23 protein-coding genes and 2 pseudogenes are annotated in these 23,907 nt (G+C 71.9%); 15 read left to right on the top strand and 10 right to left on the bottom strand.

What is annotated here, in order from left to right; all coding sequences use genetic code 11:
* Window positions 1-206 precede the first annotated feature (206 nt).
* Window positions 207-2,573: a SpoIIE family protein phosphatase gene (locus ACIQAC_RS17360; RefSeq protein WP_402191809.1), complete on the top strand. Its 2,367-nt coding sequence runs from the start codon at window positions 207-209 to the stop codon at window positions 2,571-2,573.
* Window positions 2,574-2,579: 6 nt separating this feature from the next.
* On the opposite strand, the gene ACIQAC_RS17355 is transcribed toward ACIQAC_RS17360, so the two are convergent.
* Both ACIQAC_RS17355 and ACIQAC_RS17350 read right to left on the bottom strand, forming a co-directional pair.
* Window positions 2,580-4,403, bottom strand: a complete 1,824-nt coding sequence (locus ACIQAC_RS17355) for a ricin-type beta-trefoil lectin domain protein (RefSeq protein ID WP_402191808.1) — start codon at window positions 4,401-4,403, stop codon at window positions 2,580-2,582.
* A gap of 286 nt (window positions 4,404-4,689) precedes the next feature.
* A complete protein-coding gene (locus tag ACIQAC_RS17350) occupies window positions 4,690-5,676 on the bottom strand; it encodes a helix-turn-helix domain-containing protein (protein WP_402191806.1) in 987 nt (328 codons plus the stop codon).
* A gap of 107 nt (window positions 5,677-5,783) precedes the next feature.
* On the opposite strand from ACIQAC_RS17350, the gene ACIQAC_RS17345 reads away from it, so the two are divergent.
* From ACIQAC_RS17345 to ACIQAC_RS17335, 3 genes are all read left to right on the top strand, one after another.
* Complete coding sequence (locus ACIQAC_RS17345; protein WP_402192654.1) at window positions 5,784-6,569, top strand: phytanoyl-CoA dioxygenase family protein; 786 nt, start codon at window positions 5,784-5,786, stop codon at window positions 6,567-6,569.
* Between the two features lie 72 nt (window positions 6,570-6,641).
* Entirely contained in the window at window positions 6,642-7,469 is an 828-nt protein-coding gene (locus tag ACIQAC_RS17340) for a helix-turn-helix domain-containing protein (protein ID WP_402191804.1), read from the top strand.
* Window positions 7,470-7,600: 131 nt separating this feature from the next.
* Window positions 7,601-8,686 (top strand): methyltransferase, encoded by a 1,086-nt coding sequence (locus ACIQAC_RS17335; protein WP_402191803.1) that lies wholly within the window; start codon window positions 7,601-7,603, stop codon window positions 8,684-8,686.
* Between the two features lie 31 nt (window positions 8,687-8,717).
* Here ACIQAC_RS17335 and ACIQAC_RS17330 read toward each other — a convergent pair whose 3' ends face one another.
* The 3 genes from ACIQAC_RS17330 to ACIQAC_RS17320 all read right to left on the bottom strand — a co-directional run bounded on the left by ACIQAC_RS17330 (window position 8,718) and on the right by ACIQAC_RS17320 (window position 10,808).
* A complete protein-coding gene (locus ACIQAC_RS17330; protein ID WP_402191802.1) occupies window positions 8,718-9,686 on the bottom strand; it encodes an aldo/keto reductase in 969 nt (322 codons plus the stop codon).
* Between the two features lie 70 nt (window positions 9,687-9,756).
* Window positions 9,757-10,287 carry a flavoprotein gene (locus ACIQAC_RS17325; protein ID WP_402191801.1) on the bottom strand — a complete coding sequence of 177 codons (531 nt, stop codon included), beginning with the start codon at window positions 10,285-10,287 and terminating at the stop codon, window positions 9,757-9,759.
* Window positions 10,288-10,352: 65 nt separating this feature from the next.
* Complete coding sequence (locus ACIQAC_RS17320) at window positions 10,353-10,808, bottom strand: nuclear transport factor 2 family protein (RefSeq protein WP_402191800.1); 456 nt, start codon at window positions 10,806-10,808, stop codon at window positions 10,353-10,355.
* A gap of 132 nt (window positions 10,809-10,940) precedes the next feature.
* Here ACIQAC_RS17320 and ACIQAC_RS17315 point away from each other — a divergent pair, with 132 nt between their 5' ends.
* Window positions 10,941-11,501 carry a TetR/AcrR family transcriptional regulator gene (locus ACIQAC_RS17315; protein WP_402191799.1) on the top strand — a complete coding sequence of 187 codons (561 nt, stop codon included), beginning with the start codon at window positions 10,941-10,943 and terminating at the stop codon, window positions 11,499-11,501.
* An 18-nt stretch (window positions 11,502-11,519) separates the two neighbouring features.
* On the opposite strand, the gene ACIQAC_RS17310 is transcribed toward ACIQAC_RS17315, so the two are convergent.
* Entirely contained in the window at window positions 11,520-11,747 is a 228-nt protein-coding gene (locus ACIQAC_RS17310) for a hypothetical protein (RefSeq protein ID WP_402191798.1), read from the bottom strand.
* A 303-nt stretch (window positions 11,748-12,050) separates the two neighbouring features.
* On the opposite strand from ACIQAC_RS17310, the gene ACIQAC_RS17305 reads away from it, so the two are divergent.
* Together ACIQAC_RS17305 and ACIQAC_RS17300 are read left to right on the top strand one after the other, a co-directional pair.
* Window positions 12,051-12,683: a LysE family transporter gene (locus tag ACIQAC_RS17305; RefSeq protein ID WP_402191796.1), complete on the top strand. Its 633-nt coding sequence runs from the start codon at window positions 12,051-12,053 to the stop codon at window positions 12,681-12,683.
* A 154-nt stretch (window positions 12,684-12,837) separates the two neighbouring features.
* Window positions 12,838-13,287: a nitroreductase family deazaflavin-dependent oxidoreductase gene (locus tag ACIQAC_RS17300; protein ID WP_402191795.1), complete on the top strand. Its 450-nt coding sequence runs from the start codon at window positions 12,838-12,840 to the stop codon at window positions 13,285-13,287.
* Between the two features lie 177 nt (window positions 13,288-13,464).
* Here ACIQAC_RS17300 and ACIQAC_RS17295 read toward each other — a convergent pair whose 3' ends face one another.
* A complete protein-coding gene (locus ACIQAC_RS17295) occupies window positions 13,465-13,845 on the bottom strand; it encodes a VOC family protein (RefSeq protein ID WP_402191793.1) in 381 nt (126 codons plus the stop codon).
* Between the two features lie 199 nt (window positions 13,846-14,044).
* A complete protein-coding gene (locus ACIQAC_RS17290; RefSeq protein WP_402191791.1) occupies window positions 14,045-15,001 on the bottom strand; it encodes a GlxA family transcriptional regulator in 957 nt (318 codons plus the stop codon).
* Between the two features lie 70 nt (window positions 15,002-15,071).
* Here ACIQAC_RS17290 and ACIQAC_RS17285 point away from each other — a divergent pair, with 70 nt between their 5' ends.
* The 5 genes and pseudogenes from ACIQAC_RS17285 (at window position 15,072) to ACIQAC_RS17265 (ending at window position 19,726) form a co-directional block, all read left to right on the top strand.
* Window positions 15,072-16,022, top strand: coding sequence for an NADP-dependent oxidoreductase (locus ACIQAC_RS17285; protein ID WP_402191790.1), 951 nt, complete (start codon window positions 15,072-15,074; stop codon window positions 16,020-16,022).
* Window positions 16,023-16,268: 246 nt separating this feature from the next.
* On the top strand, window positions 16,269-16,649 hold the full coding sequence (locus tag ACIQAC_RS17280; RefSeq protein WP_402191788.1) for an anti-sigma factor antagonist: 381 nt from the start codon (window positions 16,269-16,271) through the stop codon (window positions 16,647-16,649).
* Between the two features lie 136 nt (window positions 16,650-16,785).
* Window positions 16,786-17,448: a DUF4230 domain-containing protein gene (locus ACIQAC_RS17275; protein ID WP_402191787.1), complete on the top strand. Its 663-nt coding sequence runs from the start codon at window positions 16,786-16,788 to the stop codon at window positions 17,446-17,448.
* A gap of 464 nt (window positions 17,449-17,912) precedes the next feature.
* Window positions 17,913-18,335: pseudogene (locus tag ACIQAC_RS17270) on the top strand (VanZ family protein); the annotation flags it as partial.
* 131 nt (window positions 18,336-18,466) lie between these two features.
* Window positions 18,467-19,726, top strand: coding sequence for a ricin-type beta-trefoil lectin domain protein (locus ACIQAC_RS17265; RefSeq protein WP_402191785.1), 1,260 nt, complete (start codon window positions 18,467-18,469; stop codon window positions 19,724-19,726).
* A gap of 9 nt (window positions 19,727-19,735) precedes the next feature.
* Here ACIQAC_RS17265 and ACIQAC_RS17260 read toward each other — a convergent pair whose 3' ends face one another.
* Window positions 19,736-19,972, bottom strand: coding sequence for a hypothetical protein (locus ACIQAC_RS17260; RefSeq protein ID WP_402191783.1), 237 nt, complete (start codon window positions 19,970-19,972; stop codon window positions 19,736-19,738).
* Between the two features lie 165 nt (window positions 19,973-20,137).
* Here ACIQAC_RS17260 and ACIQAC_RS17255 point away from each other — a divergent pair, with 165 nt between their 5' ends.
* The 3 genes from ACIQAC_RS17255 (at window position 20,138) to ACIQAC_RS17245 (ending at window position 23,508) form a co-directional block, all read left to right on the top strand.
* Entirely contained in the window at window positions 20,138-21,178 is a 1,041-nt protein-coding gene (locus ACIQAC_RS17255) for a PHP domain-containing protein (protein WP_402191782.1), read from the top strand.
* 334 nt (window positions 21,179-21,512) lie between these two features.
* Window positions 21,513-22,472 (top strand): SDR family NAD(P)-dependent oxidoreductase, encoded by a 960-nt coding sequence (locus ACIQAC_RS17250; protein WP_402191780.1) that lies wholly within the window; start codon window positions 21,513-21,515, stop codon window positions 22,470-22,472.
* Between the two features lie 319 nt (window positions 22,473-22,791).
* Entirely contained in the window at window positions 22,792-23,508 is a 717-nt protein-coding gene (locus ACIQAC_RS17245; protein ID WP_402192652.1) for an NPP1 family protein, read from the top strand.
* Between the two features lie 73 nt (window positions 23,509-23,581).
* On the opposite strand, the pseudogene ACIQAC_RS17240 reads toward ACIQAC_RS17245, so the two are convergent.
* Window positions 23,582-23,907: pseudogene (locus ACIQAC_RS17240) on the bottom strand (coagulation factor 5/8 type domain-containing protein); the annotation flags it as partial.

Genomic DNA, 23,907 nt, shown 5'->3' with positions numbered 1-23,907 from the left:
ACGGTCACCCGGGTCGGCCGTGGGCGCGCGATCGGCCGGATCCGTCTCCCGCGTGCCATGTGGTGCACGGTCCGATTCCTTCTGACCGCTCTTGACCACCCTGTTCGGGCACCTGAGGGCTTCCCGGTCACGATGCGGCGGAACGCACTACGCTTGACCCAAGTGACCTCCTGTTCACTGTGAGTGTGCACGTGGGAGTGGCGACGATGAGCCCGGACTACCCGTTCGACGAAGCCTCGACGGCTCGGGCGGTCATCGATGCCCGGGGCGACGTCGTCGAGTGGAACGAGGGCGCCCGTCGTGTGCTCGGCTGGACCACCGCCGAGATGGTCGGCCGGCCGGCCACCGACTTCCTCGTGGGTGAACGGCCCAGGCTGCGGAGCCCCCGCTGGGACGGCACGCTCACGCTGCGCCACCGCGACGGCCGTACGGTCCGGGTGTGGATGCTCGTCCACCACCGTCGCCCGCCGGGCGGCGGACCGGCCGACTGGCTGCTGGTCAGCCCCGTGGAGCAGCCCGGGCCCGCCGACGACACCCTCGACACGGCCGCCCTCACCCAGTCCCCCTGTGCCGTGGCCGTCTTCGACGACCGGCTGCGGCTGCGCACCCTCAACACCGCGATGTCCGAGGTCCTCGGACTGCCCGCGGACCGGCTCCGGGGTCTGCGGCTGTCCGAGATCGGCGGCCGGCGACAGAGCGCGGAGGTGGAGGGCCATCTGCTCCAGGTCCTCACCACCGGGCGCCCCATGGACGTCCGCACCCAGCTGAGCCCCGACCGCGCGGACCGCGCGCAGGCCTGGCTGGCCCGGCTCGCGGCGGTCACCGACCGGCAGGGGCGGGTACGGGGCGTCTGCCTCGCGGCACACGACATCACCGAGAGCTTCCTGGCCCGAGAGCGGCTCCAGCTGCTGAACGAGGCGAGTGTGCGGATCGGCAGCACCCTCGACATCACCCGCACCGCACAGGAACTCGCGGACGTCTGCGTCCCCGCGCTCGCCGACTTCGTCAGCGTCGACCTGCTCGACCCCGAGGACTACGGCGGCGAGCCCCCGAGCCGGCTCGCCGCCCCGCTCACCCTGCGCCGTGCAGCGCACCGGTCGCTGAACGCCGGGACCCCCGAGGCCGCGATCAAGCCCGGGGACACCGACACCTACCCGGCGGCCTCGCCGCAGGCCGGCTCCCTCACCGCGGGCCACACCGTCCTCGCCTCGACGGCCGACGGCGATCTGGAGCCCTGGCTGGCCACGGCCCGGGCGCGCAGCGAGCGGATCCGGCAGATCGGGGTGCACTCCGCGATGTCCGTGCCGATCCAGGCCCGCGGCATCACCCTCGGTGTCGCCGTCTTCGTCCGCTACCGGCGGCCCGACCCGTTCACCCCGGACGACGTGCTGCTCGCCGAGGAGGTCACCGCGCGGGCCGCGGTCTGTCTCGACAACGCCCGCCGGTACTCGCGCGAGCGGCAGACGGCCCTGGCGCTCCAGCGCAGCCTGCTGCCGCTGACCCTGCCCCGCACGGCGGCCGTCGACGCCGCCTCCCGGTATCTGCCGGCCGCGCGGGCCGGGGTGGGCGGCGACTGGTTCGACGTGATCCCGCTGTCCGGGCTGCGCGTCGCGATGGTCGTCGGGGACGTGGTCGGACAGGGCGTCCAGGCGTCGGCCACCATGGGCCGGCTGCGCACGGCAGTCCGCACCCTCGCCGACATCGATCTCGCCCCGGACGAACTGCTCACCCACCTCGACGACCTGGTGGTCCGGCTCTCCGAGGAGTCCGGCGACGGGGGCAACCCCGGCGAGGTCGGCGCCACCTGTGTGTACGCGGTGTACGACCCGGTGTCCCGGCGCTGCACGATGGCCAGCGCGGGGCACCCGGCACCGCTGCTGATGGCGCCGGGCGCCGAACCGGCGGAGGTCGAGGTGCCGGAGGGGCCGGCGCTCGGCCTGGACGGGCTGCCGTTCGAGAGCGTCGAGCTGTATCTGCCGGAGGGCAGTCTGCTGACGTTCTACACGGACGGTCTGATCGAGGCCCGGGGCCGTGACGACGCGGCGGGGCTCCGGCTGCTGCACGAGGCGGTCGCGGGGGCCGGCGGTTCGCTGGACGAGACCTGCGACCGCGTGCTGCACACCCTGCTCCCCGCGGGCGGCGCCTGCGACGACGTGGCCCTGCTGGTGGCCCGTACGCGCGGACTGTCCGCGTCCCGCGTGGCCACGTGGGACATTCCGGCCGACCCGGCGCTGGTCGCCCCGATCCGCAAGCAGGTCGTCGAGCAGCTCGGCGTCTGGGAGCTGAGCGTGGCGTCGTTCACGACGGAGCTGGTGGTCAGCGAGCTGGTCACCAACGCCATCCGGTACGGCGCGCATCCGATCCGGCTGCGTCTGATCCACGACACGGACACCCTGATCTGCGAGGTGTCCGACACCAGCCACACCGCCCCGCATCTGCGCCGCGCCCGGACCTGGGACGAGGGGGGCCGGGGCCTGCTGCTGGTCGCCCAGCTCACCCAGCGCTGGGGCAGCCGCCACACCACCGACGGCAAGACCATCTGGGCCGAACTGGGGCTGCTCGACGAGGAGTGAGCGGGGTCAACGCCCGCCGCGGCCACCGCCACCGTCGCCCCGGCCGTCGCCACCACCGTCACCGTCGCCCCAGCCGTCGTCGCCGTTCCCGTCGCAGTAGTAGTACGGGTAGCAGGGGTAGGGGTACTCCGCCGTCGGCTGTGCCGCCGTGGGGGTGGGCGCCGGTGCGCTGCTCGTCGACGGGGAGGGCGAGGCCGTCTTCGACGGCTTCGAGGAGGGCTTCGCGGTCGGGGTCGGCCGGGCCGTCGGCGGCAGGGTGACGTCGCCGACGCCGTCCCAGTTGACCGCCGCCATCCGCAGATCGGGCTGCGAGGTGTCGATCACCCAGCGCTGGGTCTCGCTGCCGTCGCGCATCTTGACCATCAGGTTCCCGGAGCCGTCCGTGGCGGCCGGGGCCAGGGCGAGGTCCTGGTCCCAGCGCGGCACCAGGGCGCCCTGCACGGTGAAGTCGTAGCGCACGTCCTTGGAGTCGGCGCACGCGCCGAGCCGTACGGAGTGGCCGACGTGGGAGTCCACGCACAGACCGGGGTCGGCCACACTGCGCAGCAGCCCGTCGGTCTCGTACGACCACTGCTGCGCCGTGTCGTCGGAGCAGTCGGCGAGTTCGGTCTCGGCGCCCTTGGCGACCTTGCCGTCCGCGACGGTGAGACACAGCCCGGAGGCGACGTTGTGCAGCCGGCCGCGGACATCGCCCTCGGGCGCGGCGGCGGCCTCGATGCCGGACGGGTCCGAGGAGGGCTCGGCCCGGTTGGTGTCCGGGGCGTCCGAGTTGGTGCCGGCGACCGCGGCGCCGTCGCCGGAGCCGTTGGCGATCCAGAGGCCGAGCGGTACGGCGATGAGCGCGCTGACGGTGAGCACCGCGGCGGCCCGGTTGCGGCGGCGGGCGGCCGCGCGGCGGGCGGCGATCCTGGGCGCCGGCGGCCGGGGGCCACGGGTTGCGGCGGGGACGGCGTCGAAGGAGCCGCCGGTGGGCGGGGGGCCGGGCGGCGGCGGCTCGACGTGCGCGGGGGCCGCCGGGCGGGGCGGGATCTCGAAGTCCACGGCGTGCGCCGGGCCCCGGCCCGCGTCGCCGGCGCCGGCCGCACGCTGGGCGACGTAGTCCCGCGCGCCCCAGCCGAGGACCGCCTCGGCCAGAACCAGGCCGAGTTCGGCGTCGAAGCGGCAGAGCTGGTCGGCGGTGTGCCAGCAGTGCGGACAGGCGTCGAGGTGGGTGCCGAGGTCGGGGTCGATCTCGGTGCCGCCGCGCCGGCAGGTGACGTCGAGCATCCGGCTGAAGTGCCGGCAGCGCTGCGACGGCGCGAGTTCGTGGTGGACCTGGACGCTCTCGGAGCGCAGCCGCTCGGCGGCGCGCCGGAGTTCCGCGGCCGCGCCCTCGTCGTCCAGGTCGAGCAGCGCGCCGGGGACCGACAGGGCGTCGGACTCGACCTCGGCGTGCCAGAGCAGACAGCGCGCCGACTCCGGGAGCCGCTGGAACGCGGCGGCGACGAGGCGCCGTTCGGACGGCGGCTGGAGTGAGGCGCGGGTGCCGTTGGGTCCGTCGGGCCGCAGTTCGGGGTGGAGCAGTGCTCGTTTGTCGTCCGTGCCCCACTCCGCCGCTATTCGTCGTACGGCCACGAGCAGGCGCTGGCGCCAAATCGGCGACGGCCCGCCGTGCGGCGGCAATTGACCGAACAGCCTTGTGAACGCGGCCGTGGTGAGCATTCCGGCGGCACGGGAACCGTCGGTGCACAGACGCGCGTAGGCGAAGGCGGCTTCCCAGTGCCGGTCGAGCAGTTCGCCGACGGGATGGGGCGAGGGGTACGGGGAATTCGACAGGCCTCCGTCGAGCACGGTTGGATTCCTCTCACGGCATGCGGCGTTCGCATTGTCTGCACACCAACAGCGCACACCTTCGCACAGGCCACTCAGACGGAACAAGTGCGGTACAAGGGGCGTGGAGAATTTCCGGGCGAGACCGACATTGCGCTGCGCGAGCGCCATTTGACCCTCTGTCAATTCGACGGATCGACAAACGATCAACGCACTCACCGCATTGTCGACAAGGGAACTCGGTGCCTTTTCGGTGCGACTCCGAGTAACCCGCGATATCGAGCACGGAACGTGTCCGTACGCGTACTCAGCGGTGTGCCGCCCGGTATGCGCCCGGGGGCACACCGTAGCGCTCGTGGAAAACCCGGTTGAAATGGAACGGACTGGCGAATCCGGAGGCGGCGGCGACCCGTTCCACGGAAAGGTCGCTGCCTTCCAGCAGCCGGGCCGCGTACTGGAGCCGCGCCTCGCGCAGGGCCCGCATCGGCGATTCGCCGAGCTGCCGGGTGTAGAGGTGGGCGAAGCGCGACGGGGAGAGCGCCACGCCGGCGGCCAGTGAGGCGACGGTGTGCGGGGCGCCCGGGTCGGCGGCGATCAGCGTCTGCGCCCGCAGCAGCCGGGCGTCGACACCGGGCACGGAGGTGGTGGCGCGGACCGTGCCGGCCGTCAGCAGGACCGCCTCCTCCAGGGCGCCGAGGGCCAGCTCACGGGTGAGGGCGGCGTGGGCGACGGCGACCGGATCGCCGGCGTGCGGGTCGCCGGCGTGCGGGTCGCCGGCGTGCGGGTCGCCGGCGTGCGGGTCGCCAGGGTCCGGACCGCCGGCCTCTGAGGGGGTGGGCGGCTCGGGGGCGGGTGGTTCTCCGGTCCAGCGGGCGTCGGTGAGCAGGCGCCGGAACGCCGACTCGACGCGGCCGTGCAGTCCCACGGCGACCGGTCCGACGACATAGACGCCGTCCCCGGCCTCGTAGGGCCGCAGCCAGGTCAGCCAGGACGCGCGGGCGCGGCAGTGGGCCCACCAGAACCGCCAGTGCCGGGCCCGCGGCGCCACCGCGTAGCTCTGCCGCACCCCGGGAGCCAGCGCCACCAGCTCCCCCGGCCCCGTGCGCACCTCGGTGGCGCCCTGCCGCAGCCGGCCGCGTCCGCCCGTCGTCCAGGTGAAGAGCCAGCTGTCCGAGCCGCGCGGGCGGCTGACGCTGTAGCCCGGGTACTGGTCGAAGTGGCCGGCCACCACCAGGCCGGGCGGCGGGGAGGGATTACCGGGAACAGCAGTCCTGGGCAAGTCGTCAGCGCTCATGGACATCCTCCGGGCGGACGCGCCGACCTAGCGTGACCTGTGCACGGGCGCCTGACCGAGGGAGCGAGGGCATGACAGCCACGGACAACGGCACCGCCGACACCTCCATGCTGACGCACACCGAGCTGGCGAGCTTCCAGGACGGCTTCACGGTGGTCCGTGGTCTCTTCGGACGGGACGAGATCGAACGCGTATGCGACGAGTTCGCGGCGCTGCACGCGGCCGGTCCGGTGCCGGGTCACTTCGAGCCGGGCCGGGGCGCCGCCGACGATCCGCTGGCCGCGTATCCGCGGGTCATGCAGCCGCACGAGATCAACGCGGTCGCCCGCGAGATGCTGCTCGACGCCCGGCTGCGGACCATGCTGGAGACGCTGCTCGGCGAGGAGGTGCTGGCCGCGCAGAGCATGTTCTACTTCAAGCCGCCGGGTGCCCGGGGGCAGGCGCTGCACCAGGACAACTTCTATCTGCGGGTCGAGCCGGGCACCTGTGTCGCGGCCTGGGTCGCCTGTGACGTCATCGACCGGGAGAACGGCGGTCTGGAGGTCGTGCCGGGCACCCACCGCATGGATCTGTTCTGCCCGGAACTGGCGGACTCCGAGCTGTCCTTCGCGCGGGAGTTCGTGCCGCCGCCGCCCGGTCTGGCGCCGGTGCCGGTCGACATGGAACCGGGTGACGTGCTGTTCTTCAACGGCAGCCTGGTGCACGGCTCCCAGCCGAACCGCAGTGCCGACCGGTTCCGGCGTTCGTTCATCGGCCACTACGTCGGCCGCTCCACGGAACGGGTCGGCGGCTACTACCGCACCCTCACCATGAACGGCGAGCGCGTCCCGCTGCCGGAGAGCGACGGGGCCGGTCCGTGCGGCACGGAGTTCGAGCCGCAGGGGCCGCACTAGTCACGGACGAGGGCCCGGCACGGGGGAACTTTCGTCCAAGACATTGCCGCCGAAGTCGGCGATCGTAGAGGTATGCGCAGCCACCAGGTGGGGGCGGACCCCACGGATCGCGATGCCGGCTACGGGTGGGAGGTCGCCCTCCCGCCCGGCGACACCTCACTGGCCGGCGTCGCGATGGCCGGCTTCCGGGACCGTGCCGCCGTCGGCCTCGACATGCAGGTACTCCCCCAGCCCGCCGTGATCGTCGTCCTCGGACTCGGCGACGACCCGCTCACCGTGGAGGACACGGACGGACGCCGTGCGCTGAGCGGCCTCGTCGCCGCGCCCTCGCCCGGCCCGGCCCGCGTCCGCGCCGACCACGTCGAGTGCGTGGAGCTGCGGCTGTCACCGCGGGCCGCCTACGAGCTGCTGGGCGTCCCGCCCCGCGAGCTGGACGGCTCGGTCACCGGCCTCGACGACCTGTGGGGCGCGGACGTACGCCGGCTCCGCGACCGGCTGACCGCGGCCGCCGGCTGGCGGGAACGCCTCGCGCTGATGGACGGGTTCCTCGCGCGGCGGGCCGAGCGGGCGCCGGCGATGGCGCCCGAGGTCGCCGCCGCCTGGGACCACATCGTGGCCTCGCGGGGCCGGATCAGGGTCGACGAGCTAGCCGCGTCCTTCGGCTGGAGCCGCAAACGGCTCTGGTCCAGGTTCTCGGCCCAGATCGGCCTCACACCCAAGCGGGCCGCGATGCTGGTCCGCTTCGACCACGCCGCCCGCGCCCTCAGCACCGGCGCGGACGCCACCGAGACCGCCCTCGCCTGCGGGTACGCCGACCAGGCGCATCTGCATCGCGACGTCCGGGCCTTCGCCGGGTGCACACCCGGCGCGCTGGCCGGCCGGGTGACGTCGGCCGGCTAGCCCACACCGGTCCCCCCAACCATCAGCACCTCGGCACCAGTTCGCTACCTCCTGCCCGCGCCCACCCATGCCCGGGAACACCCACGCCCACCCATGCCCGAGAACACCCACACCCGACGAAAGGCCACCCCATGACGGACACCGACATCCGGACGACCGACGTCCGCACACTCGCTCCCGACCACACCCTGATCGCCCGGCACGTCTTCGGGACCATGGCCGCCCAGACCCTGCGCGCCGCCGTCTCGTTGCGCGTGGTCGAGCTGATCGGCGACGCGCGGCGCCCCGCCGCCGACGTGGCCGCCGAGGCCGGAGCCGCGGCGCAGCCCATGACCCGGCTGCTGCGCGCCCTGGCCGCCCTCGGCCTGCTGACGGAACAGTCCCCCGGCACCTTCTCGGTGACTCCGACCGGCGCGCTCCTCGATCCCGGTCGTCCGGACTCGCTCGCGTCCTTCGTGCGGGTCTTCACCGAGCCGGAGATCGTGCGCCCCTGGGAGCAGTTGGACAACAGCGTGCGCACCGGCGACATCGCGTTCGACGCGGTCTTCGGTACCGACTTCTTCAGCCGGCTCGCCCAACGCCCGGAGCTGTCCGCGGAGTTCAACGCGGCGATGAGCCAGGCCGCCGGGGCGACCGCGGCCGTGCTGCCGTACGCCTTCGACTTCGGGCGGTTCACCCGGCTCACGGACGTCGGCGGTGGCGACGGAACCGTGCTGGCCGCCGTACTCGGCGCCCATCCCGGTCTCAGGGGTGTCGTCCACGACACGGCGGAGGGACTGGCGCAGGCGCGCGAAACGCTGGCGGAGCACCGGCTCCTGGAGCGCTGTGAGCTCGTCGCCGGGGACTTCTTCCGTGCGGTCCCCGAAGGCTCGGACCTCTACCTGGTGAAGAGTGTGCTGCACGACTGGACGGACGAGCGGGCGGTGACCATCCTGCGCAACTGCCGTGAGGTGCTGCCGCCGGACGGCCGTGTCCTGATCGTGGAGCCGGTGCTGCCCGAGATCGTCGACACCCACGCCGAGGCCCACGCCACCGACGACGGGGTCACCTATCTCAGTGACCTCAACATGCTGGTGAACGTGGGCGGCCGGGAGCGTACCCGCGCGGACTTCGAGGCGCTGTGCGAGGCGGCGGGCCTGCGCCTGGCGTCGGTCACTCCGCTCGCGGAGGCCGCGCCCTACTCCGTACTGGAGGCCGTGGCCCGCGCGAACCCGTGAGCGGGCCGGCGGTCCACGGCGTCCGAGGGGGTCAGTGGCCGACGATCGGGTGCGGGGTGTAGGGCTGCTCCAGCTCCTCGATCTCCTTCTCGCCGAGTTCGAGGTCGACGGCGGCGACGGCGTCGTCGAGATGTCCCGGCCTGGACGCGCCGACGATGGGTGCGGTCACCGTGCCCTGGTGCAGCAGCCACGCGAGGGCCACCTGGGCGCGCGGCACCCCACGTTCCCCGGCGATCCGGGTGACGGCCTCGACGATGGCGCGGTCGCCCTCCTGGTAGAGGGTGCTGCCGAACCGGTCGGTGGCACTGCGGTCGGTGTCCGTGCCCCAGTCGCGGGTCAGCCGGCCGCGGGCCAGCGGGCTCCAGGGCAGGACGCCCACTCCCTGGTCGGCGCAGAGCGGCAGCATCTCGCGCTCCTCCTCGCGGTAGAGGAGGTTGTAGTGGTTCTGCATGGTGGCGAAACGCGTCCAGCCGTTCGCCGCGGCCGTGTACTGGGCCTTGGAGAACTGCCACGCGTACATCGAACTCGCCCCGATGTAACGGACCTTGCCGGCCTTCACCAGGTCGTGCAGGGCCTCCATCGTCTCCTCGACGGGAGTGTGCGGGTCCCAGCGGTGGATCTGGTAGAGGTCGACGTAGTCGGTGCCGAGCCGGCGCAGGCTGTGGTCGATCTCCGTCATGATCGCCTTGCGGGACAGCCCGCCGCCGTTGGGGCCGGGCCGCATCCGGCCGTGCACCTTGGTGGCGAGCACGATCTCGTCCCGGTCGGCGAAGTCGCGCAGCGCCCTGCCGACGATCTCCTCGCTGGTGCCGTCGGAGTAGACGTTCGCCGTGTCGAAGAAGTTGATGCCGGCTTCCAGCGCCTGCTTGATCAGCGGGCGCGACGTCTCCTCGTCCAGGGTCCACTCGTGGGTGCCCCGGTCGGGGATGCCGTAGGTCATGCAGCCCAGACAGATCCGGGACACGTCCACTCCCGTCGAACCGAGCTTGACGTACTGCATCGTTGCTGCTCCTGTCGTCGTCCTTGGGGAGGTCAGGGGCAGCCTACGACTTCGTGCACACTCCAGGCAGTCAGCCGTCGAGCAGGTCCAGTGCCCGCTCCCAGCCGAAGTCGGGCCGCCGGCCGTGCTCGTCGGGTTCGCCGGAGTAGGGGGCGCCGAAACGCACACCCATTCCGCGCAGCCGCGTGAGGCTGTCCCGGTAGGCGGGGTGGACGGTCAACGCGTCGGCGACGCACGGCAGTACGGAGACCGGGACCCCGAGGCCGTACGCCTCGCAGAGGGTGGCGACGGCGAGGGTGTCGGCCAGGCCCGCCGCCCACTTGTTGACCGTGTTGAAGGTGGCGGGCGCGACCACCACGGCGTCGGGCGGCGGGAACGGCCGGGGGTCCCCGGGGCTGCGCCAGGCGGAGCGGATCCGGCGCCCGGTCTGCGCCTCGACGGCCGCGATGTCGAAGAACCCGCCCGTCGCCACGGGCGTCGCGATGACCCCGACCTCCCAGTCCCGTTTCCGGGCGGCGGTGATCAGCGTGCCGACGTCCGCGGCGATCCCGGCCGCGCAGACGACGACGTAGAGGAAGGGCTTCCCGTCGGGTGAGGTCACCCGGGAACCCTACTGAACGGGCAGCGGGCGGCTACCGGGGCCGGAGGGGCACCGGCGGCGGGCGGCTAGCGGAGCGGGAAGGCCGCCCCCCGCTCGGACTCCGGCCGGGGGCCGTGGATCCGGCGCTCGCTCTCCTCGATGGCCACGTCGTTGATGCTGGCCTCGCGGCGGGTCATCAGGCCGTGCGCGTCGAACTCCCACAACTCGTTGCCGTACGAACGCCACCACTGGCCGTCCGTGTCCTGGCACTCGTACTGGAACCGCACCGCGATGCGGTTGCCGTCGAAGGCCCAGAGGTCCTTGCGCAGCGCGTAGTCCCGCTCGCGCTTCCACTTGGCGGTGAGGAGTTCGACGATCTCCGCGCGACCGGTGACGAACGTGTCGCGGTTGCGCCAGACCGAGTCCTCGGAGTAGGCGAGCGAGACCTTCTGCGGGTCGCGGGTGTTCCAGGCGTCCTCGGCGGCCTGGACCTTCTGGGCGGCGGTCTCGCGGGTGAACGGCGGCAGGGGCGGACGGCTCATGGACGGCTCCTCGGTGGACGGGCGCGGGACGGTGACGGCGAGGACGACGGGGAGAACGGGCGTTCTCGCCGCCTTGCGCTAACCTAGAGAACGGTCGTTCTCACGTCAAGGAGCGCCAGGGAGAGGGAGTCGATGGAGAGCCCAGCCGTACGGGAGCAGGCGCTGGACGCGGCGGAGGAGCTGTTCTACGGGCGTGGGGTCCAGACCGTCGGCATGGACGCCGTCCGGGCGGCCTCGGGGCTCTCGCTGAAGCGGCTGTATCAGCTGTATCCGTCGAAGGACCGGCTGGTGGAGGCGTATCTGGACCGGCGCGACGAGCGCTGGCGCGGGCGCCTCGCGGACTACGTCAGCACTCACGACGACCCCCGGGAGCGGATCCTCGCGGTCTACGACTGGCTGGAACGGTGGTTCGGCGAGGAGGGGTTCCGGGGGTGCGCGTGGATCAACGCGTACGGCGAACTGGGCGCCATCTCGGCCGGGGTCGCGGACCGGGTACGGGCGCACAAGGAGGCCTTCCGGGACTGTCTCGCGGGGCTCGTGGCGGACGCGGGGCGGCCCGCGGCGCTGGTCTGGCCGCTGTTCCTGCTGGCCGAGGGCGCCATGGTGACGGCGGGCATCGAGGGCGGCACGGAGGCGGCGGGGCGGGCGCGGGAGGCGGCGGAGCGGCTGCTGGACGCCTGGCCCGACGCCTGATCCGGAGCCCGGGGGGCGTCAGGCCCACGCCAGCGCCTCCAGGGTGTCCTCCGCGTCGGCGAGCGAGCGGGCCGCGAGGTCTTCGAGGCCGGCCAGATACGGCAGGACGTCGACCCGGGTCAGTTCGGCGGCGACGAGGTGCAGGTCCGTCACACCGGGGTTGCCGAAGTAGGCCCGCAGGTACGGCCACTGGAAGTCGTGGTGCTCGCGCGGGGTGCCGGGACCGTACCCGCCGCCGCGTGCCATCACGACGACCACACGGGTCGCGCGCAGCAGGCTCTCCGATGTTGGCGGTACTGGAGGACTGACGTGGGCCGTACTGGCGGACTGACGTTGGGAGTACTGGCGGAATGAGGGGCGCGGCGGGATCCGATCCGGGACGCCGGCTTCCGCCGCGGGCCGGAAAATTCAATTGTGCCGCGCGGCCGGCGGACCGCAGGATCTGGGCATGTCTACGACCCTCTCCTCGCCGCCTGCCGTCCCCGCCGTCTCTCCGGCCGGGCGCCGACAGCGGGCCGGCCGTCCGGGAGGAACAACGCCTCCGCCGTCGTGACGGGCGCGCTCGTCGCCGGCCTGGTCGCGGGGTTCGGTATCGCGATCCCCGTCGGCGCGGTCGGGGCCTATCTCGTCTCCCTCACGGCCCGTACGTCCCTGCGGACCGGTGCCTGTGCCGCGCTCGGCGTGGCCGCCGCCGACGGGCTGTACGCCCTGCTGGCCACACTCGGCGGTGCCGCCCTGGCGGCCGCGCTGCATCCGCTGCTGGTGCCGCTGCGCTGGGCGTCGGTCCTTGTCCTGGTCGCACTGGCGGTCCTGGGCACGGTCACGGCCGTACGGCAGTACCGGGGTCACCGGCTCGCCGCCCGTTCCCTGCCGCCACCGCCGACCCCGGCACGGGCCTTCCTCACCTTCCTCGGCATCACCCTCCTGAACCCGGCGACCGTCGTCTACTTCGCCGCCCTCGTCCTGGGCAGCCGTACGACGGACCCGGTACCGCCCCTGGCACAGGGGGTGTTCGTCATGGCCGCCTTCGCCGCCTCCGCGAGCTGGCAGCTGCTGCTGGCGAGCGGCGGGGCGCTGATGGGGCGGCTGCTGACCGGTCACCGGGGGCGGCTGGCGACGGCGTTGGTGTCGAGCGGGGTGATGACGGCGCTGGCGGTACGGATGGTGGTCGCGCCGGGGTAGCGGGGCCGCCGGCTTCCGGTGGCAGGGATCCACGAGTGGGTGGCCCGTGCACGGATTAATCCGGCGCCGCCCGCTGTTGCAGAGTGTGCTGCCGCGGTGACGCCAAGAACGGTGTCGGCGGCGCACGTGACGCATCGGGAAGGGACGGAAAGTCATGCCTCTTGAGGGTGAGTACGAGCCGAGCCCGTCGAAGCGGGCCAGGGACCAGGTCGCGCTGTACGAGGAGTCCGGAGGGACCGAGGGCACCGAGCACCTGGAGACCGGGCTGCCGGTCGTGATCCTCACGACCCTGGGCGCGAAGAGCGGCAAGCTCCGCAAGACGCCGTTGATGCGGGTCGAGCACAACGGGCGGTACGCCGTGGTCGCCTCGCTGGGCGGGGCCCCGAAGCACCCCGTCTGGTACTTCAACGTCAAGGCCGAGCCGCATGTCGAGCTCCAGGACGGGCCGGTGAAGCGGGACATGGTCGCCCGCGAGGTGTCCGGTGCGGAGCGGGAGGAGTGGTGGAGGCGGTCGGTCGACGCGTATCCGCCGTACGCCGACTACGCGGTCAAGACCGACCGGTTGATGCCGGTGTTCGTGGTGGAGCCGGCGGACGGGGAGTAGAGGGCTGGTCGGCGCCCGGCACTGCGTGACCGCCGGGTCGCCGGGTCGCCGGGAGGAATCTTTGTGATCGGGGTGCATGAACCCACGAGGGAAGGGCACCCGACCGTCAGGCCCCGCCGCGTTCCCCCGTCGCGGCGGGGCCCTCGTCTGCCCTCCGTCACTCTCCCTCGTTCCCCGTCAGGGGCGGGGCTTCGCGTGGCGCAGGACGAAGGAGTGGCCCGCCGGGTCGGCGCACACACGTTCCTCGTTCGGTCCCGGCATCTCCCCCGCACTCACGGAGCGTCCGCCCAGTCCGATGACCGCGCGCTCGGCGGCGTCCAGGTCGTCGACGAGGAACTCCAGATGCGCCTGCTGGGAGTCCTCCGGGCGCGGCCAGCTCGGCGGGGTGGCGGTCGCGTCACGCCGGAAGGCGACCCGGATGCCGTCCGCGGCCCGGATGTCCACCCGGTCGATGCTCACCTCGATGTCCTCGGCCTCCAGGAACTGCCGGTAGAACTCGGCCAGTTCCTCGGGATCGGCGCAGTCGAGCACGACAACCCCCGTTTGCACCAGTGCCATGTCTCCTCCGCGGGTCCGGGATTGGTAGTCCCCTGATATCCCCAACCGCCGCGATCAGTCGCCGTGGAGCCGCCCGGTCGGTACGGGTGGTGGGCGGCACCGCACGAGGGCTGCGCAGGGGCGGCACGGGACGGGGCTGCGTGGGGGCGGCATGGGGGGGGCGGCACCGGATGCGGCACCGGGGGCGGCACGGGGGCGGTCAGCACGTGGTGCGGAACGTCCTGCGGTACGTCTGCGGCGACACCCCGATCGCCGCGTGCAGATGCTGCCGCAGGGAGGCCGACGTGGCGAAGCCGACCTCTCCCGCGACCTGGTCCACGGGAAGGTCGGTGGACTCCAGGAGATGGCGGGCGCGGGCCACCCGCTGCTGGATCAGCCAGCGGCCGGGGCTCAGGCCCACCTCCTCGTTGAAGCGGCGGGCGAAGGTGCGCAGGCTCATCCGGGCGTGACCGGCCAGGTCGCCCAGGGTGAGCGGGTCGCCGAGGCGTTCCATGGCCCAGGTGCGGGTCGCGGCGGTGCCGGCGCAGCCGAGGTCGGGGACCGGCTGTTCCACGTACTGGGCCTGTCCGCCCTCCCGGAAGGGCGGGACGACGCAGTTGCGTGCGACCGCGTTGGCGAGTTCGCTGCCGTGGTCGGCGCGGACGAGATGCAGGCAGACGTCCACACCCGCGGCGGCGCCCGCGGAGGTGAGCACGGGTCCGTCCTCGACGAACAGCACGTCCGGGTCCAGGTCGATCTCCGGGTACATCCGGCCGAAGAGACCGGCCAGCTTCCAGTGGGTGGTGGCCCGGCGTCCGGTCAGCAGGCCCGCCGCCGCCAGGACGAACGCGCCCGTGCAGATGGACACGACCCGGGTCCCGGGGCGGATGCGCGCGAGCGCCGCGGTCACCGCGTCCGGGAGTTCCGGGGTGATCGTGGACGGCGAGACCGCCGTGATCACCACCGTGTCGGCGGTGGCCAGCACTTCGGGGCCGTGCTCGACGGTGATCGAGAAGTCGGCGTTCGTACGGACGGGCCCGCCGTCGACCGTGCAGGTCACCACCTCGTAGCGGCCGTCGGCCGCGCCGAGGATACGGGCCGGGATGCCCAGTTCGAAGGGGTAGACGCCGTCCAGGGCCAGGACCACGACCCGTTCCACTCGCTCCAGTCGCTGCATGGCACGATCCTATCGAAGGTTGGCAATCGTGCCATTTCCCGGGCCGTCGGCGCCGGGCAGGCTGGATGTCATGAGCGATGAGAACACCATGCGGGTCATCAGCCAGGACGTCCTCGGCGGTCCCGAGGTCCTGAAGACGGTCCGGGTCCCGCGACCCGCCCCGCGTCCCAACGAGGTACTGGTCAGGGTGCACGCGGCCGGCCTCAACCCGACCGACTGGAAGCACCGCGCCACGGGCGGCTTCCTCGGCGAGCCGCCGTTTGTGCTGGGGAAGGACGTCTCGGGCACGGTCGAGGCCGTCGGGGTCGGCGTGGCCCTCTTCGAGCCCGGCGACGAGGTCTTCGGCATGGTGCCGTACCCGTTCGGCAACGGCACCCACGCCGAGTACGTCGTCGTCCCGGTCCGCGCGCTGGCGCCCAAGCCGGCCGGTATCGACCACACACAGGCCGGCGCGCTGCCGCTGGTCTCCCTCACCGCGTGGCAGGCGCTCGTCGAGAACGCGCGACTGGACGCCGGACAGCGGGTGCTGGTCCACGCCGCGGCGGGCGGTGTCGGCCATGTCGCCGTGCAGATCGCCAAGGCGCGCGGCGCGTATGTGATCGGCACGGCGAGCGCCGGCAAGCACGAGTTCCTGAAGGGGCTGGGCGCCGACGAGCTGATCGACTACCGCACGACCGACTTCACGCAGGCCGTGAAGGACGTGGATGTCGTCCTGGACACCGTCGGCGGGGACTACTCGGTACGGTCACTGCGCGTCCTGCGCCCCGGCGGCATCGCGGTGTCGATCCTGCCGGTGGGTCCGGCCGACTTCCACGAGGAGGCCGAGCGGCTCGGTGTCCGCGCGGTCCGGATGCTGGTCGACGCGGACCAGGCCGGGATGCGGGAGATCGCCGCACTCGTGGACTCGGGCAGGCTGCGCGCGACCGTCGCCAGCACCTTCCCGCTGGCCGAGGCGGCACAAGCACACCGGCTCGGCGAGACCAACCGCACCACCGGCAAGTTGGTGCTGCTGGCCGACTGAGCAGGGGCGGAGGCGGGTCCGGCGGCCTGTCTGCGGCCTGCCTCCGCCCGAAGCGGGGCCCTGCTGCCGCCCGAAGCGGACCCTGGATCCCGCAATTCCGAGCACGATCGCGCAAAGCCCGCTCGCAAATCGACGACATATGTCAACCGAACATGCTGAAATTCCTCCCAACGAGGGTAACTTGCAGGGCAGGGACCGGTGTTGGTCCGCGCCCCGCGGGTTCGGCAGGCAGGAGGCGATGTCGTCGTGGAGCAGCACCCCGCGCCGCTCACCCGGCATCTGCGGGTCCACCGCGTGCGAGGCCATACGGTCCTGGAGTTCCGGGGCGAGATCGACATCGTCGCGGCGGCGGAGATCGCGCCGTACCTGGACGTCGCCACCTCCCGCCCCGGCTCCCTGGTGGTGCTCGACCTGACCCATGTCGAGTTCTTCGACTGCTCCGGGCTGCGGCTGCTCTACCGGGCGCGCACCCGGGTACTCGACCGGGACGGCCGCGTCCAGCTCGTCTGCGTCCACCCGCTGACCCTGCGCGTACTGCGGGTGACGGGGCTGTCCCGGATCCTGCCGCCGCTGCCGACCCTGGACGCGGCACTGGAGCGGCCGGAGGCGGCGTCCGGTTCGGTGTGAACAAACCGCGCGACTTCGGGCGGTATGCACACCCGTGCACCCGGGAGGCGCGGGACTTCCTCCGTGATCCCGCAACCCGTCGGTATGGCAGGGGAGTTGTGGGGGCATCCGGTAGGGAGGAAGGAGGACCGTCGACATGTCGACTCGCCTCACACGCCTCCCTGGCCGCATGCCGGGCTGGGCGAAGGTGGCAAGCACCTTTGTAGTGGTGCTCGCCGTACTGTTCGCCGGGCTCCGGCTGAGTGTGGTGCCGGGGCTGAAGGATCTCTTCGGCACCGAGACCCAGGACCGCTCGGGACCCGCACTGCTCAAGTCGATCCAGGACATGAGCCGCTACGACGCCGCGTCCGGCAACTTCCAGGTCGTCGTGGACCTGGAGAAGGACGCCAAACTCCTGCCCGACGCGATCCGCGGCACCCGCACGCTCTACGTCGGTGCCGGCACGGTCGACGCCTACGTCGACCTCGGCAAGCTCGGCGACAACGACGTGAAGGTCAACGACGACCGCACGTCGGCGACGCTCCGGCTGCCGCACGCCGCGCTCGGCAAGCCCGCCCTCGACCTGGACCGCTCCTACGCCGTCTCCAAGCAACGCGGGCTCCTCGACCGCCTCGGGGACCTCTTCTCCGACAACCCCAACGGCGAACAGGCCGTACAGAAGCTGGCCGTGAGCCACATCGGCGACGCGGCGAAGGACAGCGGCCTGACCAAGCGCGCCGAGAGCAACACCACCGACATGCTCGAAGGACTGCTGCACTCGCTCGGCTTCAAGGACGTCAGTGTCTCCTACGGAACCTGACCTCCCCTGTTCCTGAGTCTTCCGGCTCGCACGGGGTAACCGCCCAGCCATACCCGGGAAGTTGACGACTGGAGGACCAACGCATGGCCCGTGCAGCCTCAGGCCCGCCGCTCCTGCCGCGCCCGCTCGCCGAGCTGGCACAGAACGCGCCCGGCAGGCGCGGCCGGAAGACCAAGGGATCCGGCTCCCCGAGGGGAGCGGGCTGGTGGAGGCGCGCCACGAAGTCCTCCGGCGACGCGACCACGAAGGCCGCCGACAAGGCCGCCGCGAAGTCGACGTCGTCCACCAAGACGCCCACCAAGTCCTCCACAAAGACGTCCGCCAAGACTTCTGCCAAGACGACGCCCAAAGCGACACCGAAGGCCTCGACGAAGCCGAGGGGCGCGGACCGGACCAAGGGTTCCGACGAGTCGAAGCGGCCCAAGGACGGTTTCTTCCGTGTCCTGCTGCGCGTGCTGACCGTGGCGGTCGCGTTTGTGTTCATGGTGGGCTTCGCCGTGGTGCTGGCCCGGCTCACCCTCCAGCCCTCCCCCGCGTCCGAGGCGCTCACCCACACCAACCTCCACCCCGGCCGCAGTCTGATGGCCTATCTGGACCAGCCCGAACTGCGGGACGCGGTCAAGCAGATCGGCGGCAACCTGCTGCTCGGTGTCCCGTTCGGTGTTCTGGTGCCGGTCGTCGCGCCGGGCACGCGCGGTGTGCTGCGGGTGCTGCTGCTGACCGCGACGGTGATGCTCCTCGTCGAGTTCGCGCAGGGCGCGATGATCACCGGGCGGGCTTTCGACATCGACGACGTGATCCTCAACACCACTGGCGCGCTTGTCGGTTACCTGCTTCTGGGGCGTCGGGTGAGCCGCGCCGTACACGTCCGGAACCGCGCACGGTGAACTCTCGACAGTGGTCCGTACCAAGGTATTGACGACCCCTTATCTCATCCCTTAAATCAAGAGGCGACCCGCACCCCCCACCTCAGTCGGCGCTCCCCCTCTCATCGGGACGCTGTACAGAAGGGAGAGCCGTGGTTTCCTCACGACTTCTCCGCAGATGTCTGCTCGCCGCTCTTTCCGCCGTGATGGTCGGCTCCGCCGCGTTCGCCGTCCCCGCCACCGCTCAGGCCGATCCGGCCGGGGCGGAGGCGCCGGTCGGCGCGCAGGCGGTGACGTTCTCCGACTACTTCGACGGGGCGGCCGGTTCGGCGGTCAACGGCTCGAAGTGGCAGATCGAGACCGGCGACAACGTCAACAACCACGAGCGCCAGATGTACACGGCCGGCAACGCCAACGCCGCGCTCAACGGGCAGGGCCAGCTGGTGATCACGGCCCGCCGGGAGAACCCGGCGAACTACCAGTGCTGGTACGGCCGGTGCGAGTACACCTCGGCTCGGCTGAACACCGCCGGGAAGTTCACCGCGCAGTACGGACACGTCGAGGCGCGGATGAAGATACCGCGCGGCCAGGGCATGTGGCCCGCGTTCTGGATGCTCGGCAACGACCTCGGCCAGGTCGGCTGGCCCGCCTCCGGCGAGATCGACATCATGGAGAACGTCGGCTTCGAGCCCTCCACCGTCCACGGCACGATCCACGGCCCCAACTACTCGGGATCCGGCGGCATCGGCGCGGGCTACACCCTGCCGGGCGGGCAGGCCTTCGCCGACGCGTTCCACACCTTCGCCGTCGACTGGTCCCCGAACCAGATCACCTGGTCCGTGGACGGCAACGTCTACCAGACCCGCACCCCCGCCGACCTCGGCGGCCGCCAGTGGGTCTTCAACAAGCCCTTCTTCATCATCCTCAACCTCGCGGTCGGCGGCTACTGGCCCGGCGACCCCAACAGCTCCACGGTCTTCCCCCAACAACTAGTGGTAGACCACGTCACAGTCACCACCAGTGACTCGGGCAGCGGCCGGGCCATCCGGGGCCTGGCCGGCAAGTGCGCGGACGTGGCCGGCGGCAACTCTGCGAACGGCACCCCCGTACAGCTCTACGACTGCAACGGCTCGTCCGCGCAGCAGTGGACCGTCGGCTCGGACGGCACCATCCGGGTGCTCGGCAAGTGCCTGGACGCCACCGGCAACGGCACGGCGGACGGCACCCAGCTTCAGCTGTGGGACTGCAACGGCAGCGGTGCCCAGCGCTGGGCGGTCAGCGGCGCGCAGGACATCGTGAACATTCAGGCGAACAAGTGCATGGACGTGACGGGGGCCAACTCGGCCAACGGCACCCGGTTGCAGCTGTGGACCTGCAACGGCTCCGCCGCACAGAAGTGGACCGTCGGCTGACCGTGGAGGTCAGCGAGTGGTCCAGGTGAACTTGTCGCCGCCCACCCAGCGGACCACGTCCGGATCGTCCAGGTCGTGGACCGTGATCCCCCAGGCGGCGGCTGCCTGGAGCACATCGGTGACGGCCCTGGCCGATCCGACCACCTCGCCGTCGATCTCCACGATGCGGAACGGCGGTGTGCCCGGCTGTACGCCGAGCACGAGGATCCGTGGGTGGGACATGTACGGACTCGATACTTCGGTCATGCCTAGAGCGTAGAGCGCATTCGGCCGACATGATCTGCCCATTCGTCCCGATTGGTGCACAGGGGCTCCGCCCGCCGTCCTGGCGGGTGGGGCCCCTGTGCGCGTTCCCGGGTCCGCCGTGCGCCGCCCACGCGGCTGCGGAACCCTGTGAGGAGGAGGTGGGCGATGGATCCCGTCGAGGCACTGGAACGGATCGCGTTCCTGCTGGAGCGGTCCCTGGCGCCGGCCTACCGTGTCCGCGCCTTCCGCACCGCGGCGGAGGTCCTCACGGAGCTGGGCCCGGACGAGGTACGGCGGCGGGCGGCCGCGGGAACGCTGGAGAAGCTCAAGGGGGTCGGTCCGAAGACCGCCCAGGCCGCCCGGGAGGCGCTGGACGGGCAGGTCCCGGGCTATCTGGAGAAGCTGGAGTCCGAGGCCGAGCCGGCGCCCGAGGGCGGCCAAGAGCTGCGGGCGCTGCTGCGCGGCGACTGCCATCTGCACTCCGACTGGTCGGACGGCGGCAGCCCGATCGGGACGATGGGCCGGACGGCGGCCGCGCTGGGCCATGAGTGGGCGGTCCTCACCGATCACTCCCCGCGGCTGACGGTGGCCCGGGGGCTCACCGCGGACCGGCTGCGCGAGCAGCTCGACGTGGTCGCGGCCCTGAACGAGACGTGGGCGCCCTTCCGGCTGCTCACCGGTATCGAGTGCGACATCAACGAGGACGGGTCGCTGGACCAGGAGCCGGAGCTGCTGGAGCGGCTCGACGTCGTGGTGGTGTCCGTGCACTCCAAGCTGCGGATGGACGCCCGCGCGATGACCCGCCGGATGGTGGCCGCCGTACGCAGTCCGCTGTCGGACGTCCTCGGCCACTGCACCGGGCGGCTGCTGATCGGGCGGAACGGCGGCGACCCGCGTCCGGAGTCGCGGTTCGACGCGGACGAGGTGTTCGCCGCGTGTGCGGAGACCGGCACGGCGGTGGAGATCAACAGCAGACCGGAGCGGCTCGACCCGCCGCGGCGGCTGCTGCGCCGGGCGGTGGACGCCGGCGTGCTGTTCTCGATCGACACCGACGCCCATGCCCCGGGGCAGCTGGACTGGCAGATCCTGGGGTGCGCGAGGGCGGAGGAGTGCGGGGTGCCCGCCGGGCGGGTGGTCACCACGTGGTCGAGGGAGGAGCTGCTGGCCTGGACGCGTGAGCGGCGGGTGCCGGACGGGGCACGGTGACGCGACGCGGTGAGCCAATGCGGTGGCGCAGTGCGGTGACGCACATCACCACAAATCGCTGGAACAGCCGAGGCCGGTTGTCCGTTGAACAGACCGTGGGTGCGGATGGGACAGTGTCCCCGGGCCTCACCTTTTGCCCACAGGGACGATCGTTCGGCTGAAGCCCTGTGGAGCCTTTCGCCGAGAGGCGACCGCCATTCGCGCCCACCTTGATCCGCCCCGACCGTGATTCCCCCGTCGCGGTCGGGGCTTCCTCTTTTCTGGCGGCCCCGGGACCCCGGTTCCCGAGTGTGCGCTTGACCTGGAGAGCACTCCAATTCGTAGCGTTTCGGACATGAACACTGCACAGCACAAGATCGGCTCGGGCTTCGGCGGCCGCAGCACCGCGGACGAGGTCCTGTCCGGCATCGACCTGACCGGCAGGCTCGCGGTCGTCACCGGCGGCTACTCGGGCATCGGCCTGGAGACCACCCGCTCCCTCGTCCGGGCCGGCGCCCGTGTCGTCGTACCGGCGAGGCGGCCCGGCACCGCGCGTGAGGCCCTGGACGGGCTGGACGGCGTCGAGGTGGACGAGCTGGACCTCGGTGACCTGGAGAGTGTGCGCGGCTTCGCGGAGCGCTTCCTGGCCTCCGGCCGCACCGTGGACATCATGATCGACAACGCCGGGATCATGGCGTGCCCGGAGACCCGGGTCGGGCCCGGCTGGGAGGCGCAGTTCGCCACCAACCACCTCGGCCACTTCGCGCTGGTCAACCGGCTGTGGCCGGCCATCGAGCCGGGCGGCGCCCGGGTGGTGTCGGTGTCCTCGCGCGGTCACCACGCCTACGGCATGCGCTGGGACGACGTCGACTGGAACGACGGCTACGACAAGTGGCAGGCCTACGGTCAGGCCAAGACGGCGAACGTGCTGTTCGCCGTACATCTCGACCGGCTCGCGCGCGACCGTGGCGTCCGCGCCTTCTCGCTCCACCCGGGCGGCATCATCACTCCCCTCCAGCGCCATCTTCCGACGCAGGAGATGGTCGACGCCGGCTGGATCGACGCCGACGGCAACCCGGTGAACCCGGACGCCTTCAAGTCACCCCAGGAGGGCGCCTCGACCCAGGTGTGGGCGGCCACCTCGCCGCAGCTGAACGGCATGGGCGGGGTCTACCTGGAGGACTGCGACATCGCCGAGCCCGCGCCGGCCGACGGCGGGCGCACCGGCGTCAAGGACTGGGCCGTGGACCCGGAGCAGGCGGCCCGGCTGTGGACCCTGTCCGCCGAACGGACCGGCGTGAACGCCTTCGCCTGACAGCGGTGTTCCGGACGTGCCGCCGGGTCGCGCACCCCGGCGGCATACGTCGTCGGCGGCGGCACGGCCCGCCGGGTCGACCACTGAATGAACGCGGTGTGTGACCTTGATTGATCTCAAGTGCCGTGTTGTCCGAATCCGTTGACTTCGACGATCTGTACCTGCCAAGGTCTGGACCTGAATTGGCCGAGCGCAATCTGCGTCTCGTTCGAAGTCAGGAGTCGACGTGCGCAACCCGCTGTCCCCCACCAGAGGTTCCGACGCCCCCGCGACCACTCGCACCCGGCGCCGCTCCGTCCTCGCGGCCACCCTCGGCGCGATGGCTCTCGTCGTCGCTCTGCCGGCCCAGGCCCATGCGAGCGTCCTGACGTTGCTGCCGCAGAACGCCGACGGTCTGGACCAGACGTTCTCCCCCGCCTACGACTACGACGGCGACGGCTGCTACGCCACGGCCGCGATCGGCGCGGACGGCACCATCAACCCCGGGCTTGCGCTCGGCGGTGACGTCAACGGCAAGTGCCACGACCCCGCCCAGCTGAACAACGCCAACACCTACTCGCGCTCCAAGTGCAACAACGGCTGGTGCGCGGTGATGTACGCGAGCTACTTCGAGAAGGACCAGGCCACGCTCGGCCCCGCGGCGATCGGTCACACCCACGACTGGGAGCACGTCGTGGTGTGGATCAACAACAACGAGGTGCAGTACGTCTCGGTGTCCCAGCACTCCTCGTACCAGGTGGCGGCCCGCTCGGCGATCCGGTTCGACGGCACCCACCCGAAGATCGTGTACCACAAGGACGGTGCCTCGACGCACTGCTTCCGCTTCGCCAACTCCAACGACGAGCCGGCCGAGAACGCGACCGGCAACTGGTTCTACCCGCGGCTGGTGGGCTGGGAGGGCTACCCGGCGGGCTACCGGGACAAGCTCACGAGCGCCAACTTCGGCTCGGCGTCCCTGAAGATCCGGGACGGCGACTTCGCGTGGCATCTCAACTACTCGAAGCCCTCGGGCATCCCGTTCGACGCGTACGCCTGACGTCCCGCGCGACACCGCGGCCCCCGACCGGGACTCCGGTCGGGGGCCGCGTGCGTTGTCGTGCGCCGTCGCCCTACGGGTGACTGGCCAGGTTGGCCACGTTGGTCGACGAGTTGGACGGTCCGCCCCTGCCGTTGATCACATGGCGGATGGTGCCGGTGCCGCCGAGGGAGACGGTCACCATGCTGGTGAAGCGGACGTTGGGACTGTTCGGCGCCTCGATGGCGTTCTCCGCCGCGACGGACGGGTTGACGTTGAAGTAGCAGTAACTGCCCAGCCCCCACGCCTGGTGGCTGGTCACGTTGTTGGCGACCTTGTAGGCGGCGTAGCCCTGGGTGGAGCCGTTCATCCAGGAGGCCTGGTTGGGCGGGTCGTAGGGCATCTCGTTCTGGTAGAAGT

This window comes from Streptomyces sp. NPDC088387 (genome assembly GCF_044753385.1).
Taxonomy (GTDB): Bacteria; Actinomycetota; Actinomycetes; order Streptomycetales; family Streptomycetaceae; genus Streptomyces.
Note: the sequence above shows the minus strand (reverse complement) of the source record. Positions and strands in the feature narration are given on the sequence as shown.

Bases quoted from the DNA above. Each gene is read 5' to 3' on its own strand.
- ACIQAC_RS17360 (WP_402191809.1), top strand. From the start codon at position 207: ATGAGCCCGGACTACCCGTTCGACGAAGCCTCGACGGCTCGGGCGGTC.
- ACIQAC_RS17350 (WP_402191806.1), bottom strand. From the start codon at position 5,676: ATGAGCGCTGACGACTTGCCCAGGACTGCTGTTCCCGGTAATCCCTCC.
- ACIQAC_RS17345 (WP_402192654.1), top strand. From the start codon at position 5,784: ATGCTGACGCACACCGAGCTGGCGAGCTTCCAGGACGGCTTCACGGTG.
- ACIQAC_RS17340 (WP_402191804.1), top strand. From the start codon at position 6,642: ATGCGCAGCCACCAGGTGGGGGCGGACCCCACGGATCGCGATGCCGGC.
- ACIQAC_RS17335 (WP_402191803.1), top strand. From the start codon at position 7,601: ATGACGGACACCGACATCCGGACGACCGACGTCCGCACACTCGCTCCC.
- ACIQAC_RS17330 (WP_402191802.1), bottom strand. From the start codon at position 9,686: ATGCAGTACGTCAAGCTCGGTTCGACGGGAGTGGACGTGTCCCGGATC.
- ACIQAC_RS17320 (WP_402191800.1), bottom strand. From the start codon at position 10,808: ATGAGCCGTCCGCCCCTGCCGCCGTTCACCCGCGAGACCGCCGCCCAG.
- ACIQAC_RS17315 (WP_402191799.1), top strand. From the start codon at position 10,941: ATGGAGAGCCCAGCCGTACGGGAGCAGGCGCTGGACGCGGCGGAGGAG.
- ACIQAC_RS17310 (WP_402191798.1), bottom strand. From the start codon at position 11,747: ATGGCACGCGGCGGCGGGTACGGTCCCGGCACCCCGCGCGAGCACCAC.
- ACIQAC_RS17300 (WP_402191795.1), top strand. From the start codon at position 12,838: ATGCCTCTTGAGGGTGAGTACGAGCCGAGCCCGTCGAAGCGGGCCAGG.
- ACIQAC_RS17295 (WP_402191793.1), bottom strand. From the start codon at position 13,845: ATGGCACTGGTGCAAACGGGGGTTGTCGTGCTCGACTGCGCCGATCCC.
- ACIQAC_RS17290 (WP_402191791.1), bottom strand. From the start codon at position 15,001: ATGCAGCGACTGGAGCGAGTGGAACGGGTCGTGGTCCTGGCCCTGGAC.
- ACIQAC_RS17285 (WP_402191790.1), top strand. From the start codon at position 15,072: ATGAGCGATGAGAACACCATGCGGGTCATCAGCCAGGACGTCCTCGGC.
- ACIQAC_RS17275 (WP_402191787.1), top strand. From the start codon at position 16,786: ATGTCGACTCGCCTCACACGCCTCCCTGGCCGCATGCCGGGCTGGGCG.
- ACIQAC_RS17260 (WP_402191783.1), bottom strand. From the start codon at position 19,972: ATGACCGAAGTATCGAGTCCGTACATGTCCCACCCACGGATCCTCGTG.
- ACIQAC_RS17255 (WP_402191782.1), top strand. From the start codon at position 20,138: ATGGATCCCGTCGAGGCACTGGAACGGATCGCGTTCCTGCTGGAGCGG.
- ACIQAC_RS17250 (WP_402191780.1), top strand. From the start codon at position 21,513: ATGAACACTGCACAGCACAAGATCGGCTCGGGCTTCGGCGGCCGCAGC.
- ACIQAC_RS17245 (WP_402192652.1), top strand. From the start codon at position 22,792: ATGGCTCTCGTCGTCGCTCTGCCGGCCCAGGCCCATGCGAGCGTCCTG.